Origin of the sequence: Streptococcus azizii (assembly GCF_001984715.1) — a bacterium.
Lineage (GTDB): Bacteria > Bacillota > Bacilli > Lactobacillales > Streptococcaceae > Streptococcus > Streptococcus azizii.
Genome location: NZ_MSPR01000007.1, coordinates 61967 through 78775, shown reverse-complemented (window position 1 = coordinate 78775; position 16809 = coordinate 61967). Strand labels below are relative to the sequence as shown.

Below are 16809 nucleotides of genomic sequence, written 5' to 3'. Positions count from 1 at the left end.
ATGCTTAATATGTGATGATACTGGCGGCATTCTCTTACTACTAGAGAATGCCTGCTGGTATGGGAGAAGGGTAATGGTAATACCCGTCAACAATCAAAGTCTGACGTCGTTACTTCACCTTGCTGAGTGAAAAGCTCCAGTAGAGGTTTTCAGCCTGTTCCCCTAAAATAGTTATCAACTATTTCAACTACCTGCGGTTTCATTCCTAATCAGAGTTTGATTGTTGTAGAGTATAGGCTATTAGAAAGTGCAATCATTACTATTCAATAGGCCAAAAACAAATGTTCATCGTTGACTTGAAAAATTCAGCAATCGATCATTTGTTTTTGGCTTATTATTATATCATATGTTGCAGAAATCTATACGAAATGGCATAAAAGACGAAAATGTGCCATTTTTTGTATTTACAAGAAGAAGAGTATATAGTATACTTAACATATAAACACTATATCAACATATTAAAAGGAGAAGTTTGATGAAGAAAGAACAACCGCATGTCGTTGACCGTCGCCAGCGGTATTCCATCCGGAAGACCCATATCGGTGCAGCTGCAGTTCTAGTAGGGACTTTCTTAGCCCTATCTTTTTTAGGTCAAGGTAGGGTTTTTGCTGAGGAGCAGAAAGAACCTCAGGTAACGGCAGAAGCTGTCCATAGGCAAGAGATAGAGCAGGGGAATGAGGCAGCAGTGTCTGACGTGGCAGAAAATGTAAGCGCATTCCCTGATGCAGAAAGACCTGCTGAAACAGAACTTTCAGAACCTGTCGTGAATGAAGGGGTCACTGAAGAAAATCAGCCAGAAAATGTAAGCGTTGCCAATGACGCCCCAGTAGAGGAGACAGCTACACCTGTTGAAACTCCAGCTGAGAACAGTGAGAATCAACCTAGAAGAATTAGCAAGCGAAGCCTAGAAGATAATAGCGTAGCTGAAAGGACTGTAGCAGAAGTACCAGAAGCTGCTAAAAATACACACTATATTAACTTTGCAGTTGAGGGAACAGCTACTGCCTCAAATGTAGAATCAGGAACCAGCTTTGATGCCTCCAAGGCCATCGATGGAATCGTTAATCGTGAAGAAGTTACTAAGTCAAATCACTCACGGTGGGCAACAGATTATACGACCAATGCCCAACACTTGACTGTTGACCTCTTAAGAGAACGTGCCATCGAGGCTTTTGCTGTTGAGTGGGAACGCCAAAACATCAAAGGTTTCCGTGTTGAAACCTCACAGAACGGGCAAGATTTCACAATCGTTAAGAGTATTCGTAGTGAGGAATATCTACCTCTCAAGAGCAGTATTGTCCTAGACGCAGCTGTCAATGCTCGCTATGCCCGTCTGGTGGTCGATCAATTTGATGGTGGAGCTTTGAACTGGTCGTCTGTTTCTCTCTATGAGTTCCAAGTATTGGGGAAGGAAAAAATCCAGAATCTGGCCTATCAAAAACCAGCTACAGCAAGTGATAGAGAGGCGGCTTCTCTAGGAGCAGACAAGGCGGTAGATGGGAATGATAGCTCGCGCTGGGCAAGTGCTGTTTCTGATACTCCCAAGACTCTGCAAGTTGACCTTGGCACAAGCCAAACAGTCTCATCTGTCATCATACGGTGGGAGCGCAATAACGCTACAGCTTATAAAATTCAGACTTCACAAGATGGTACAACTTGGACAGATGGAGCCAGTTTTAACAGTCGTCCAGAGCATGATGACATCATTACCTTAGCTAGTCCACAAGAAGCGCGTTATGTCCGTTTAATGGTCGATAGTTTCCAGCATGAAGGGAATGTAAAGGGGGCGACTGACCCTATTTCTTGGGGAAATGTTTCTGTCTACGAACTAGAGGTGTATCGTCAACCGATCCATGTAGTAGAAAAGGTTTCCTTAGCTGCTATTGAGAGTGCCTTGGAAGTCCCTGCTGAAATTGACGGGACAATCGGTCGCTGGACCTTGCCAGTCGCTCCTGCAGGTGTCACCGTAGCATTTGTCGGTGCTGATTTTGAGCAGATTATTGATCACGACTTGACGGTCTACCAGCCGATTGTCGATACGACAGTGACCTTCAACTACAGATTGACAAGAGGTGATGAGACTTTTGTCGGTCCTGAGCGAAGGATTTTGGTACGTGGGAAGTATCAGGTGACGGAAGAGGATAATGCCAAGCTCAATGTTCTGCCAGGTATTGCTGAGTGGAAGGGGCATACTGGCGTTTTCCAAGTTGGATCAACAGCTCGTATCGTGGTCAATCCCAAAGATCGGGAGAACTTGAACCATGTAGTTGAAAGTTTTAAGGAGGACTATGAAGCCATCACAGGGCATCAGATTTCGATTGTCTACGGGACTGATGCAAAAACAGGAGACTTCTATTTCGAGCTAAATGACAATGACCGAGGTCTCAAGCGTGAAGGTTATTTGATGACGATTGCAGATACTGTTAAGGTAGAGGCACAAGATGCCGTCGGTACGTTTTGGTCAACGCAAACCTTGCTCCAAGTCCTCAAACAAAACCCGAGCAGTATTGACCGTGGTATTGCACGCGATTATCCTAAATTTGAAACACGGGGATTCGTTCTTGATGTAGCCCGTAAGCCCTTCCAACTTAGTACCTTAAAAGATATGATTAAGAAATTAGCATGGTACAAGTATAATGATTTTCATATTCACTTAAATGATAACTATATACAAGTAGAGGAGTATCAAAATACAGATAAGCCCCAGGGAGCTTACTCAGCCTTTCGTCTGGAATCAGATATCCGAGAGGGTGGCAACAAGGGTCTCAATAAGGCAGATTTGACAGCCAAAGACCTATTCTATACCAAGGCAGAATTTAAGGAATTGATTTCTTTTGCGAAGAAGCGTGGTATTAAAATAGTCCCTGAATTTGATGCACCAGCGCATGCCCTTGCTTTCACAAAGGTTCGTCCGGATCTGACTATGACGGACCATACGGTTCGCCGCTGGGTGGACCATCTGGAAGTATCAAATCCTGATTCCTTAGAATTTATCAAGTCGGTCTGGAACGAGTACATCGACGGTGGTGCTGACTCAGTCTTTGCAGATACTGACACCATCCATATCGGAGTCGATGAATTTGAAGGCAACAATGAAGGCTTCCGTAAGTTTACTGACGATTTGCTCAAGTATGCTATCAGTAAGGGGAAGACGCCTCGTTTCTGGGGAAGTTTGACAGCGAAGGCAGGCAGTACTCCTGTTCAAGTAGAAGGTACGGAGCTTAACGTCTGGAATGCTGGATGGGCCAATCCAAAAGCCATGTATGACCAAGGCTATAAGCTCATCAATACGATTGATGGAGACCTTTATATTGTTCCAGCCGCAGGCTATTACTATGACTACCTTAACTCAGAACGCCTCTATAATCATTGGGAGGTCAATAATTTTGGAGGGACACGACTGCCTGTCGGTGACAAACAAGTCTCAGGTGCAGCCTTTGCTGTCTGGAATGACAAGATTGACAAACAAGCAAATGGGATACTCGAACACGATGTTTATCGTCGCTTTGATGCGGCTCTCCCAGCTCTTGCTGCCAAGATGTGGGGAAATCGAGATATGGGAAGTTACGCTGATCTCAAGAAAGTTGAGTCAGCAGTAGGAGACCCTGTTAACTATAATCCTTATCATCGAGTGGATAGTGCGACTGGTGTTGTCCTCGACTATAAATTTGATACAGAAACACTCGATGACGTATCTGGGAACAACTATGATGCAAGTAATCTCGTGAATGCTAGCTATGAACCAGAAGGTAGGGGCTATGCTCTTCGTCTCAATGGTGGGGTCAGCCACATTAAGACACCTCTGACAAAAGTTGGTGTTGGCAATAGCTTAACCGTTCGTGTCAAGCTAGATGTCACTGCAACAGGTGAGCAAATTCTTTCAGAATCAGGTACTTCAGCCATCAAGTTGGTACAAAAAGAAACAGGTAAGGTCGGATTCTCAACAGAAGGTTATGACCATTCCTTTGATTATACCCTGCCAAAAGGAGAATGGGTGGAATTGACTTTCGTCGGTCGTGAGGGAGAAGCAGATCTTTTGGTAAATGGGCAACTTGTTCATACCTTGAGCCGCACTCCAAGAAACACCTCTGTTGCAAGAAGTACCCCATCAGGTGAAGCAAATAAACTTGCTAGTCTGATACTTCCCGTCGAGTATATCGGTAGTCGCAGTCATGCGATGCAAGGGCTGATAGATCGCTTTATCGTCCGTCAAGATGTACAAACTAGCGCAGAGCAGCTAGATAGCAGCAACTGGGCAGTAACTGCCAACAACGAAGATGGAGGAGATCCGATTGCCTCTGCCTTTGATGGTAACCGCGATACAATCTGGCATACCCAGTGGAATCCAAGTAAAAAAGAGTTGCCAGCAACGATTACCATTGATATGAAAGAAGCACAAACCATTGACCACATGCTCTATGTACCCCGTCAGATTGGTAGGAATGGTAATATCACTCGTTACAAGCTCTCTTATAAGCTAGCTGAGGCTGACGACTGGACTGAGTTGACAGCTGGTACTTTTGATAGCAGTAGCTCAGACAAGACTGTCAACTTTGGAGCGACCTCAGCCCGTTATCTCAAAATGGATATTCTAGAGGGAGTCGGTGGCTTTGGTTCTGCAGCAGAATTTATTTTCGGCAAGTATGATATCCTTCAACCGCTCCGCGATAGTCTTGTGGAGGCAAAAGCCCACAATGAGCTCTCGTCTTACTATACAGATGCCACGGCAGGTGCCTTGCTCAATCTGACAGGAGAGGCTGAGGGAGCTCTCAATTCTGATACGGTCAATGCAGAAGATGTAGGACGTCTGGTCGCTGCTATTCGCTCGGCTATTGATGGCTTGGAACGCCGTCAAGAAACGACGTTTACTGAACCAGAATACAGCCGTAAAGACAGCCATCTAGGAGCTATCACAGCGATAGCTGTCAATGAAACAGATCCTCGTATATTTGACGTGACCTATGCAACTGGTCAACGTGGTAAGATTTCTATCCATAACGATCATGTGGTTCGCTATCAAATCGTACCTCAAGGGGAAAACTTTAGCGACTCTCCTACCTTGGCTTGGCCAGAAGCTCGTCCAGCTGAAATCGTCGTCAAACGCCTATCTGACTACGCAAGAGGGACGGTGCCTGCCCTTCGTGATACAGATAGCCATTACCTAATTGATACAGGAGCAGTGGAACTCCGCCTTAGCAAGGCACATAGTACCTTGGAAATTTACGATAAACGCCGTCGCAAGGTTGTCCTGTCCGAAGCGAGTCCTCTTGAGATGACGACAGCACAGACCAAGCAGACTCTAAAAGCTGGTGAAAATAGTCAGTATTTTGGTGGCGGTACACAAAATGGTCGCTTTACCCATAAGGGCAACAGTATCAATATCGTCAATGAGAATAACTGGGTAGATGGAGGTGTTGCTTCTCCAAATCCATTCTACTGGACCACAGATGGTTACGGAGTTCTTCGTCACACCTTCCGTCCGGGACGCTATGACTTTGAGCAAGGTGACGAACATACAGTGAGTACGGTTCATAATGATTCGATGTTTGATGCTTATTACTTTGTTAATAGTAAACCTATCGACCTCTTGAAAGACTACTATGAGCTGACAGGCGCACCACAAGTCTTACCAATCTTCTCGCTTTATGAAGGTCACCTCAATGCCTACAATCGTGATTACTGGGTAGAGGTTCCAGCAGGAACACCAGGAGCAGTCTTTTTTGAAGAAGTTGGCAAATATTACAAAGAATACCAGCCACAACACCTAGGAGACCGTGAGGGAATCCGTGAGTCCTTGAACGGTCGTCCGGGAGACGCCAACTACCCATTCACAGCGACAGCTGTTATCGATCGGTATAAGCGAAATGATATGCCATTAGGATGGATATTATCAAATGATGGCTACGGTGCAGGCTATGGTCAGACAAGTACCCTTGAAGGCAATATCCAGAATCTGAAAGAATTCAGTGAATATGCCCGTCAGCACGGTGTTGAGTCCGGTCTATGGACTCAGTCAGACCTCCATCCAAAAGAGGGGGTAGCAGCACTTCTACAACGTGATTTGCCAAATGAGGTGCGCGAGGCACTGGTCCGTATCCTCAAGACAGATGTGGCTTGGGTGGGTCCAGGATATTCCTTTGGTCTCAATGGTATCGCAGATGCTGCTCATATTATGACTACTCAAGGAAACAATGCCCGTCCGTTTATCATTACCTTAGATGGTTGGGGCGGTACCCAACGCTATGGTGGTATCTGGTCAGGTGACCAAGTAGGTGGTGAGTGGGAATATATCCGCTTCCATATCCCTACCTACATCGGTACCGGCCTTTCAGGAAATCCTAACATCTCTTCTGATATGGACGGCATCTTCGGTGGTGGCAATAAGGTCATTAACACCCGTGATTACCAGTGGAAGACCTTTACAGGTATGCAACTCAACATGGATGGCTGGGGCTGGAATCCGAAAAATCCATATGCTTTTGATCGTACGACGACAGATATCAATCGTTCCTACCTCAAGTGGAAGTCCATGCTAGTCCCATACTCATACAGCATCATGCATGAGGCGGCAGATGGTCATCCGATTATTCAGGCGATGTTCTTGCAATTCCCAAATGAGGCGATTAACTATACCAAGGATGTTCAATATCAATATATGTATGGAAAGAATATCCTCGTGGCTCCTATCTATGAGCAAGTCCAAAGCGATGCAGATGGCAATGACATTCGCAACAAGATCTACCTTCCAGCTGGTGAGCAGTGGATCGACTTCTTTACGGGGGAAATTTATGAAGGTGGGCAAATGCTCAATAACTTCAATGCCCCAATCTGGAAGTTGCCAGTCTTTATCCGCAATGGTGCGATTATTCCAGTCACAGCTGCTAATAATAATTACAAAGAGATTGACCATACCCTACGTCAGGTTGATTTCTATCCGCATGGTAGGACTGATTTTACCCTTGTCGAAGACGATGGTATAACAGAAAGCTACAAGCTCGGCAAGGTTGCCAAGACCTTGATTACCAGTGTGCAGGAAGGCCAGCGTGTGACCCTCACTATCAATCGTACGGATAGCCATTACGAAGGCTTTGTCAGAGAAAAGGCTAGTCAATTCAATGTTAATGTATCCAGTGAGCCAAGCAGTATTCGCCTGCTCGTAGATGGCCAGGCAGTCGAGTTGACCCGTGTGGATAGTCTAGAGGCTTTTAAGGCAGGTAGCAATGTCTACTACTATGATGCTCGACCAAATCTTAACCAATTCTCAACAGAGGGTGGGGCATACTATGGCCAAGCTATCACGAAGAATCCTGTCTTGCGTGTCAAATCTGCCGTCATGGATGTGACAGCTCATACGGTCAGCTTAGAGCTGGACGGATTTGTCATGGATCAAAAAGCTCAATCTATCCTGAGTCGTGAAGCAGGGCAAGCGCCAGTGCTATCGGCTAATGATGAGGCTAATACAGCAACGACCGTCTTTCTCTCTTGGCAAGAGGTTGAGGGGGCTACTAGCTATGAATTAGAAGTAGATGGCGTACGCTATAGCAATATCAGTGGCAACCGTTTTGAACACAGAGATTTGCCATTTGCTAGTCATCATGGATACCGTATTCGAGCAGTGGTGGCGAATAGTCACACGACTCCGTGGTCGGAGTTGCTGGAATCAGCTACCAAGGAAAATCCTCTAGTAAATGCTATTGATAATATCCGCCTCCATAGTAATCAAGCAGCTCAAGCTAGCACACCACATCACCACTTAGTAGATAAGAATGTGGATAGTCAGTATCATTCTAAGTGGGATGCCAAGTCTGTGCCAGAACTCTTGACCCTTGACCTGCAGGCAGCCTATGAACTAGATAAACTTGTCTATGTTCCACGTTCAGACGGCGGCCTAAATGGTATTATTACGGCTGGAGAAATCTTGTATAGCGAGGATGGAGTACATTGGTTTACTGCTGAAAATAGGACAGTTCATTGGGCGGCAGATGCGACGGAAAAGACCTACGAATTCCCAGCAGGTGTGACCGCACGCTATGTTCGGCTTAATGTGACGGCGACAGCAGGCAATTCAGCTGAAGCGGCAAATACCTTTGTATCTGGTCAAGAACTTTTCGTTTTCAAGAAAGATGGCACAAAAGCCCGTGTAGTCGGAGATGTAACTGCTGATGGGACTATTGACAGTAATGATATTACCTCACTGATCAATTATGCAGGCCTACGTCGGAACAAGGATAATGACTTTGAGGGTTACGTAGAAGTTGCAGATTTGAACAAAAACAACGTAATCGATGCCTACGACATCTATTATGTGACTAGCCAGCTTGGAGAAGGTGATAAGATCAGTGGTCCAGTCGGAGGTCGTCTGGTATGGAGTAGCGATCGAGACCGTGTAGGCGCTGGTGAAGAATTTACTGTGAGTTTGACTGGTAAAGGCTTGGCTAATATCGAAGCGATTACGGCAGCCTTACCGATCGATAAGGAACTGTATGAGGTCGTTGGTCAGGTAGTGGTTGCTCCAGATGTATCCACCATGCAGAACTTCTCAACAGTTCGGACACATGGTGACAAGTCTATTGAGGCCTTTGTCCTCCTTAGCAACCGCCGTGATAACCCGACTATCCATGGAGATAAGGCGATTGCAAGCATTCGTCTTCGTGCGAAGCGTGCAACTGATGTCGTCTTGACTTTTGAACAGGCTCTTTTAACAGGTAGCAATCGTGTCAGTGAGTCTAGTCCTATCCTGCATGAAAGTCAAAATCCTGAGCCGGATACTCCAGAAGTTTTGGAAAATCGTATCCCTGCCAGTGAGCTTGTTGTCACTGGAAATGATGGTGTGTATCAAGTCGGCAATGGTCTTTCAAACCTCAATGATGATAATCCAAACAGTTTGACAGAACTCAAGTGGGATTGGGAACCGAATCACGTTGATGGACGACTACCAGCAGACATCACTCTGCCGCAGGATATTACTTTCAAGCGCCAAGATGGAGCTTCCTTCTACCTAACGTCGCTTGAGATAGATAAACGGACACCGGGTAATGGTACAGTGACTAAGTATAAGGTGACTACCTATTTAGGTGATGAGCAGGTTCATGAATCAGATGTACTAGAAACACCATTTGATGAGGGAACAGCCCGTCATGAATTAGCAGCCTTAGCCAAGGTAGACAGGGTGGTTGTAACCATTCTTGAGGCACGAACCCGACCATCTGATGTCAATAATAAAATGATGACCCTACGGGATATTCGACTCTTTGCACTCGATGAAAGTCAGGTTCCAGATGATGAGCCTGCTGTTCCAAGCGAGCCGTCCACCCCAAGTGACCCGACTGTTCCGAGTGAACCGTCCACCCCAAGTGGGCCAACTGTTCCGAGTGAACCGTCCACCCCAAGTAATCCGACTGTTCCGAGTGAACCATCTACTCCAAGTCCGACACCTGATCCAGCTCCTACTGATATGCGTATCCTAAGAGACAGCGCAACTGGATTGTCTATTATTGCTAAAGCAACTATCCTAGAGGGTGTTGAGCGGCTGATCGTTCGTAGGACAGATAGTCAAGTCCTAAATGATCGTGAGTATGATGCCTTTGATGTTCTTCTCATTGATAAGGATGGTAAAGAGCAACAGCCAAGAGGTGCGGTACTGGTTCGTGTACCAGCTAGAAGAGAGGTAGAAGCACTCTACCATATCAATACTGATAATCAGTTGGAAAATATGCCGTTTACCCAGACTGGTAACACAGTTGAGTTTACTACGAATCACTTTAGTGTCTATGCCCTTGTCTATCATCAAGCTGATAGGTTAGATAAGGATAAAATAGCAGGAATATCTCATGGACAGACAGGCTCTACCAGTCTAACTGGTCAGTCTGGTCAGACGAGTATGTCCGTTCAGAATGAGCCAGATGTTGCAGTAAGACAAACTCCAGCTCAAACAGACAGTTCTCGCAAGGTTCTGCCTGCGACTGGTGATAGCTCATCAAGCACCATCTTCTTACTAGGCTTGCAAATCGCTTTGCTGACCTTATTTTCTTCCTACAAAAAAAGAGAGGAGTAGGAGCTGGTGACTGCTCTATAGCCCTAAACAAGTACCCGAGTTAGCGCTTCTCGGGTACTTGTATTTTTGTAGATAGTCTTAGAACCTGCATTCACAATCAGTGCTTTGCTTATGAATACGGATTCTTATACTCTTTAAAAATCAAAAGGATACATCTTATACTCTCCTAATGAACATCAAACACACACTAGGAAGCGAGCCATAGATTACGCTAGGATAGTTGGCTCTGCTATAAAGGATTGAGGATAAGGTGAACATTTTTATATCTTTTTTTGATGGAGTCCTTGCCTTTTTTTATAAAATATAGTACAATATATTGGAAAGCGTTTCCAAAAAATACGGAAAACTTGCATATGTATTTCTATCTAAAATTGAAAATAGAGGAGTAAACAGAATGATGATGAATCTACAAAATTTTGTGCAAACGATGTACGCAAAGCGTATCGAAGATTGCTCGGATCAGGAGTTATACTATGCCTTACTCGCTTTTACCAAGCAGCGCAGTGAGGCTAAATGTACCAACGATCAAAAGAAGAAGGTCTATTATATTTCGGCTGAATTTTTGATTGGAAAACTCTTGTCCAACAATCTTATCAACTTGGGCCTGTATGATGAAGTGAAGCGTCAGCTGGCAGAGGTTGGAAAGGATTTGATTGCCATTGAAGAAGTGGAAATGGAACCCTCACTTGGAAATGGTGGTCTAGGTCGATTGGCGGCCTGCTTCCTTGATTCGATTGCTAGTCTTGGATTGAATGGAGACGGTGTCGGTCTCAACTATCATTTTGGACTTTTTCGTCAGTTGTTTGAGTACCATCAACAGTCAGCTGTGCCGAATGAGTGGATAACACCACGTTCCTGGTTGACAGAATCTCCCATTTCCTATCAAGTGCCATTTGCGCATTTTACACTGACATCAAAGCTCTACGATATTGATGTGCCAGGCTATAAGACCGAGAGGAAAAATCGTCTGCGGCTGTTTGATTTAGCATCTGTTGATGACAATATCATTGACGATGGAATCGACTTTGATATGGATGACATTTTCCGTAATTTGACCCTCTTTCTCTACCCAGATGACTCGACGGATCAGGGAAAAATTCTACGGATTTTCCAACAGTATTTCATGGTATCAAATGCAGCGCAATTATTGATTGACGAGGCAGTAGCCAAGGGTTCTAATCTCCATGATTTGGCAGACTATGCTGTTGTGCAAATCAATGATACCCATCCTTCCCTTGTCATCCCAGAATTGATTCGCCTCCTAGAACTTCGTGGTATTTCCTTTGATGAGGCAGTCGAGATTGTCAAGAATATGACAGCCTACACAAACCATACCATCCTGTCTGAAGCCTTGGAAAAATGGCCACTTGACTTCTTGAATAAGGTTGTACCGCATTTGGTTCCGTTTATTGAAGAATTAGACCGTCGTGCTAAGGCAGTTGAGGACAATCCAGCCGTCAACATCATTGATGAACACGGCCGTGTCCACATGGCACATATGGATATTCACTATGGTTATTCCATCAATGGAGTTGCCGCTCTCCATACGGAGATTTTGAAGTCGTCAGAACTCAAAGCCTTTTATGAACTGTATCCTGATAAGTTCAACAATAAGACCAACGGTATCACCTTCCGTCGCTGGCTCATGCACGCCAATCCTCGATTGGCGCACCACTTGGATAACTTGCTTGGCCATGATTACCACCGTCAAGCCGAGGCTTTGGAAGGCTTACTTGCCTACAAAGATGACGATGCCCTCAAACAGGAATTAGAAAAGATTAAACACCATAACAAGCGGAAATTGCAACGTCATCTTGCGAAAACACAAGGTGTTGAAGTGAATCCGAACTCGATTTTTGATGTCCAGATTAAACGGCTGCATGAATACAAGCGTCAACAGATGAATGTCTTGTATGTGATTCATAAGTATTTGGATATCAAGGCAGGTAATATTCCAGCCCGTCCATTGACTGTTTTCTTCGGTGGAAAGGCAGCCCCAGCATACACCATTGCTCAAGATATTATCCATTTGATTTTGGTCTTGTCACAGGTGATTCAGCACGATCCTGATGTCAGCCCGCACTTGCAACTGGTGATGATTGAAAATTATAATGTCACGGAAGCGAGTTTCATTATTCCAGCAGCGGATATTTCAGAGCAAATTTCCCTTGCTTCTAAAGAGGCATCTGGTACAGGAAATATGAAATTTATGCTCAATGGTGCCTTAACGATTGGTACAGATGACGGAGCGAACGTGGAAATTCATGAATTGGTCGGTGATGAGAATATCTATATCTTTGGTCAGGATAGCCAGACGGTTATTGATCACTACGTCCACGGTAGTTACCATCCATATAGCTTCTATGAGAAGGAAGCCATCCGTCCCTTGATTGACTTTATCACCAGTGACCTCATTCGTCAGGCTGGCGGAATCGATGAGCGCTTGTGGAGGCTACAAGATAATCTCAAGCATAATGACCACTTTATGACCCTTCTTGACTTGGAAGAATACATTGAGACTAAGGAGCGGATGCTGGCAGACTACGAGGATCGCGATGCATGGTTAGAAAAGGTGATTGTCAACATTGCAAAAGCAGGCTTTTTCTCAAGTGACCGCACGATCGAGCAGTACAACCAAGATATTTGGCACTTGGAAAAATAAAGAAATGAGAGATTGGGAGCATTGTTCTCACTCTCTTTTTTCGTATGTCTCGCTTTCTGACGAAAAAGGGAGTCTGTGGTATAATATCTTCATGATAAAAAGACCTACTTCAGCCTATGTCCATATTCCTTTTTGTACTCAGATTTGCTACTATTGTGATTTTTCAAAGGTATTTATCAAGAATCAACCCGTCGATGAGTATTTGGCAGCTCTGATGGAGGAGGTGCGGTTCTATGACCTGCCTCCTTTAAAAACACTCTATATTGGTGGTGGGACACCTTCAGCCCTATCAGCAGAACAACTGAACTACCTACTGACCAATCTCGAACGCTTACTTGATTTATCTCAAATAGAAGAGTTTACTATTGAGGCTAATCCAGGGGATTTGACAGAAGACAAGATTGCTGTCTTACGACGTTCTAAGTGTAACCGAGTCTCCCTCGGTGTGCAGACCTTTGATGATCGCATGCTCAAGAAAATCGGGCGTTCCCACAACCAAAGCCAGATTTATGAGACAATCAATGCTCTAAAGGCTGCGGGTTTTTATAATATTTCAATCGATTTGATCTATGCCCTGCCTGGACAGACGATGGAACAGGTGAAGGATAATGTGGCGCGTGCCTTGGAGCTTGATATTCCTCACCTGAGCCTCTATAGCCTGATTTTGGAGAAGCATACCGTCTTTATGAATCGGCAACGCCGTGGGAATTTACACCTACCGAGTGAAGACCTTGAGTCGGACATGTTCGAATATATCCTGCAAGAGTTGAAAAAAAATGGCTTTGAGCATTATGAGATTTCTAATTTCACCAAGCCGGGTTTTGAAAGCAGGCACAATCTCATGTATTGGGATAATGCAGAATATTTTGGACTGGGAGCAGGAGCTTCGGGCTATCTGGGAGGGATGCGCTATCGTAATCGAGGTCCCATTCAGCACTATCTAAAATCCATTCGGGAAAAAGGTCATGCGAGACTTCATGAAGAGCATTTATCGCAGGGAGAGCAGATGGAAGAAGAGATGTTTCTAGGCTTGCGGAAGAAAGCCGGGGTTTCCATTGCTCGTTTTGAAGCAAAATTTGAAACGTCTTTTGCGACATGCTATGGTCAGGTGGTAGCAGACTTGACGGCTGAAGGTCTCATTCAGGAAGAAGATGGCTTTATCCGCATGACCCAAAAAGGCCTTTTTCTTGGAGATACGGTCGCAGAACGCTTCATCATAGAGGAGGAGTCCTAATGGGATTACGCTATCAGGAGAAGATGACGCTGCCATTTGACATGGTAGATGTTCAGCAAGAGTTAAAAATTCCTAGCTTTTTAGCCTACTGTCTGGCCTTGTCTGGTCGTCAATCGGAGCTTTTAGGGCGTGGGGATAAGGAAATCTTTGAGCAGTATGGTCTCGTTTGGGTTGTGACAGATTATGAAGTGGCCATCACCCGTTTACCACGTTATCAGGAAACGATTACGATTGAGACAGAGGCGATTTCTTATAATAAGTTTTTTTGCTATCGAATCTTTTGCATTTATGACGAGGAAGGAGACTTGCTCATCAAGATTTTAGCCTACTTTGTTTTGATTGATTTTGAGACAAGGAGGGTCACACCAGTTCCAGAAGAATTGATTGCTCCCTATCAAGCTGAAAAGGTTAAAAAAGTAGCGCGTGCTTCAAAGTATAGGAGTCTGGAGCAAGCTATTGAGCAGGAACGAAAAGTGGGCTATTGGGATATTGACCTCAATGGGCATGTCAATAATAGTAAATATCTTGAATGGATGTACGAGAGTTTAGGCTATGAATTTCTTACCAGCCACCGCCTTACTTATTTCCAGATTAAGTACGTTAAGGAAATAGGACCAGAGGCCTCGGTGACGACCAGGGTTGTGCAAGAAGAAGAGAGTAGTCTGCATGAGATTTGGTCTAGCGGCCAGCTCCATGCTCAAGGAATGATGAAATGGAAGAGACAAGATGACAAGGGAAACTAATTGGCTCAAGTGGGCAGTCCGACTGCAGGCCTTGGCACAGGCAGGTCTTGCCTATAGTAAGGATGTCTACGACATCGAACGCTTTGAAGAAATTCGTCAAATAGCAGCCGAAATGCTCGTTGAGCCTTCGGGCTTGCCTTTGGCGCAAGTAGAGGCCTTATTTTGCAATGAATCCGGTTATCAAACCCCAAAGCTGGATACGAGAGCAGCTATCATAGAAGGACAGAAAATTCTTCTCGTTCAGGAAAATGACGGCTTGTGGTCCTTGCCGGGAGGCTGGTGTGATGTGGATCAGTCTACTATGGAAAATACGGTCAAAGAGGTACGTGAAGAGGCAGGACTTGACGTCGAAGTCGTGAGGCTGGTAGCGGTTTTGGATAAGATGAAAAGCAATCCTAGTCGCTCGGCGCACCATGTGACCAAGGTATTTTACCTATGTCGCTCGCTCGGCGGGCAGTTTCAAGCTAATTCAGAAACTCTTACGAGTGCTTATTTTTCCTTGGGTGACCTACCTACCCTTTCCTTGGGGAAAAATACAGTAGAGCAGATAGCCCTTTGCTTTGAAGCCTATCAGGCTGAGCATTGGGAGACACGATTTGAATGAGGAGATAAGGATAGATGACCTATACAGGCTATTTGATTGATTTAGATGGAACTATTTACAGGGGGAAAGACCGTATTCCAGCTGGCGAGCGATTTGTTCACAGCTTACAAGAACGAAAACTCCCATATCTATTTGTCACCAATAATACGACTCGCCGACCAGAAGCAGTTCAGACCATGTTACGGGAGCAGTTTGCTATTGAGACACCACTGTCTACCATTTATACTGCCAGTCTTGCAACGGTTGATTATATGAATCAGGTCGGAAGAGCAAAGACCGCCTATGTGATTGGCGAAGAAGGACTCAAATCTGCCATTTTTGAAGCAGGTTATGTGGAAGAGTGCGACAATCCTGCTTATGTCGTGGTTGGACTAGATACTGATTTGACCTATGAGAAATTGACGATTGCCACTTTAGCAATCCAAAAGGGGGCAGTTTTTATCGGTACCAATCCCGATTTGAATATTCCAACTGAGCGTGGCTTGTTACCAGGGGCAGGCTCGCTGATTGCTTTGCTTGAAAGAGCGACGCGGGTGAAAGCGACTTTTATTGGTAAACCTCAAGCGATTATTATGGATAATGCCCTTGCTATTTTAGGGACTGAGCGGAGTAAGACCCTGATGGTTGGTGATAATTATTTGACCGATATTCGGGCTGGGATTGATAATGGTTTTCCTACTCTTCTGGTCTTGACAGGATTTACCAGGCCAGAAGAGGTAGAAGGGCTTCCAGTAGCGCCCACCCATATATTGAGTAGCCTAGATGAATGGAGTTTTGATGAAAATTAAATGTTCCCTAGTGGCCAGCCTCCTTTTTATCCTGTCAGCCGCCTTGCTCGCGACTATTTACCTGATTTGGATGCTCTATCCTTTAGAAATCCAATGGTTGCGACTAGAGGATGTAGTCTATATGGAAGCTAGAGAGATTGGATATAACTTTAACATCCTCCTGCGTTATTTGACCCTACCTTGGGTGCAAGAGCTATCCATGGCTAGTTTCCCCTCATCGGCAAGTGGTCTACACCATTTTCAGCAAGTCAAGTGGCTTTTTCATCTTGCTCAGGCTATTTTTCTGATAAGTTTGCTAGGCTTTCTATATTTTTGGAGAAGGATTGTAAGAAAAGGGTATGGTAACTTGTATCAAACTGTCTTTGTAGCAGCAGCGGTTTTGCCAATCTTGATTGGTGGGTTTGGAGTGGTCGTAGGCTTTGAGCGCTTTTTCACCCTCTTTCACCAAGTCCTGTTTGTTGGCGATAGTAGTTGGCTATTTAATCCCCACACGGATCCAGTTATCTATATTTTGCCGGCAGAATTTTTCCTCCATTGTTTCCTGCTCTTTTTTGCCCTATATGAGAGCCTGTGTATTGGAATGGTGTTTGCCTGCCATTTTAAGAAAAATAGGATAAGTGCTGAGAAATCCTTCTAGGTAAGTGACAAGCGTTTGTGGCTGAAAGGCTCATCTATGTCCTAGGCTAGTCTTTTCCAATTATCTTAACGAACACTATAATGTATA

Annotated in this window: 7 protein-coding genes; all 7 read left to right on the top strand. The window is 44.8% G+C overall.

The genetic code is table 11. The features are described from left to right. Positions 1 to 475: 475 nt before the first annotated feature. The 7 genes from BVE84_RS04785 to BVE84_RS04755 all read left to right on the top strand — a co-directional run bounded on the left by BVE84_RS04785 (position 476) and on the right by BVE84_RS04755 (position 16722). Positions 476 to 10054 carry a discoidin domain-containing protein gene (locus BVE84_RS04785; RefSeq protein WP_076995925.1) on the top strand — a complete coding sequence of 3193 codons (9579 nt, stop codon included), beginning with the start codon at positions 476 to 478 and terminating at the stop codon, positions 10052 to 10054. A gap of 397 nt (positions 10055 to 10451) precedes the next feature. Then, positions 10452 to 12716, top strand: coding sequence for a glycogen/starch/alpha-glucan phosphorylase (locus BVE84_RS04780; RefSeq protein ID WP_076995941.1), 2265 nt, complete (start codon positions 10452 to 10454; stop codon positions 12714 to 12716). A gap of 91 nt (positions 12717 to 12807) precedes the next feature. After that, positions 12808 to 13950: a radical SAM family heme chaperone HemW gene (gene hemW, locus BVE84_RS04775; RefSeq protein ID WP_076995924.1), complete on the top strand. Its 1143-nt coding sequence runs from the start codon at positions 12808 to 12810 to the stop codon at positions 13948 to 13950. Beyond that, positions 13950 to 14693: an acyl-ACP thioesterase domain-containing protein gene (locus tag BVE84_RS04770; protein ID WP_076995923.1), complete on the top strand. Its 744-nt coding sequence runs from the start codon at positions 13950 to 13952 to the stop codon at positions 14691 to 14693. Before hemW ends, BVE84_RS04770 begins: the two co-directional genes overlap by 1 nt. Beyond that, positions 14677 to 15297, top strand: coding sequence for an NUDIX hydrolase N-terminal domain-containing protein (locus BVE84_RS04765; RefSeq protein WP_076995922.1), 621 nt, complete (start codon positions 14677 to 14679; stop codon positions 15295 to 15297). The genes BVE84_RS04770 and BVE84_RS04765 overlap by 17 nt, the downstream gene beginning before the upstream one ends. A 14-nt stretch (positions 15298 to 15311) precedes the next feature. Beyond that, entirely contained in the window at positions 15312 to 16085 is a 774-nt protein-coding gene (locus BVE84_RS04760; protein WP_076995921.1) for a TIGR01457 family HAD-type hydrolase, read from the top strand. Then, positions 16075 to 16722 (top strand): TIGR01906 family membrane protein, encoded by a 648-nt coding sequence (locus BVE84_RS04755; RefSeq protein WP_076995920.1) that lies wholly within the window; start codon positions 16075 to 16077, stop codon positions 16720 to 16722. The genes BVE84_RS04760 and BVE84_RS04755 overlap by 11 nt, the downstream gene beginning before the upstream one ends. Positions 16723 to 16809: the final 87 nt, after the last annotated feature.

Bases quoted from the DNA above. Each gene is read 5' to 3' on its own strand.
- BVE84_RS04785 (WP_076995925.1), top strand. From the start codon at position 476: ATGAAGAAAGAACAACCGCATGTCGTTGACCGTCGCCAGCGGTATTCC.
- BVE84_RS04780 (WP_076995941.1), top strand. From the start codon at position 10,452: ATGATGAATCTACAAAATTTTGTGCAAACGATGTACGCAAAGCGTATC.
- hemW (WP_076995924.1), top strand. From the start codon at position 12,808: ATGATAAAAAGACCTACTTCAGCCTATGTCCATATTCCTTTTTGTACT.
- BVE84_RS04770 (WP_076995923.1), top strand. From the start codon at position 13,950: ATGGGATTACGCTATCAGGAGAAGATGACGCTGCCATTTGACATGGTA.
- BVE84_RS04765 (WP_076995922.1), top strand. From the start codon at position 14,677: ATGACAAGGGAAACTAATTGGCTCAAGTGGGCAGTCCGACTGCAGGCC.
- BVE84_RS04760 (WP_076995921.1), top strand. From the start codon at position 15,312: ATGACCTATACAGGCTATTTGATTGATTTAGATGGAACTATTTACAGG.
- BVE84_RS04755 (WP_076995920.1), top strand. From the start codon at position 16,075: ATGAAAATTAAATGTTCCCTAGTGGCCAGCCTCCTTTTTATCCTGTCA.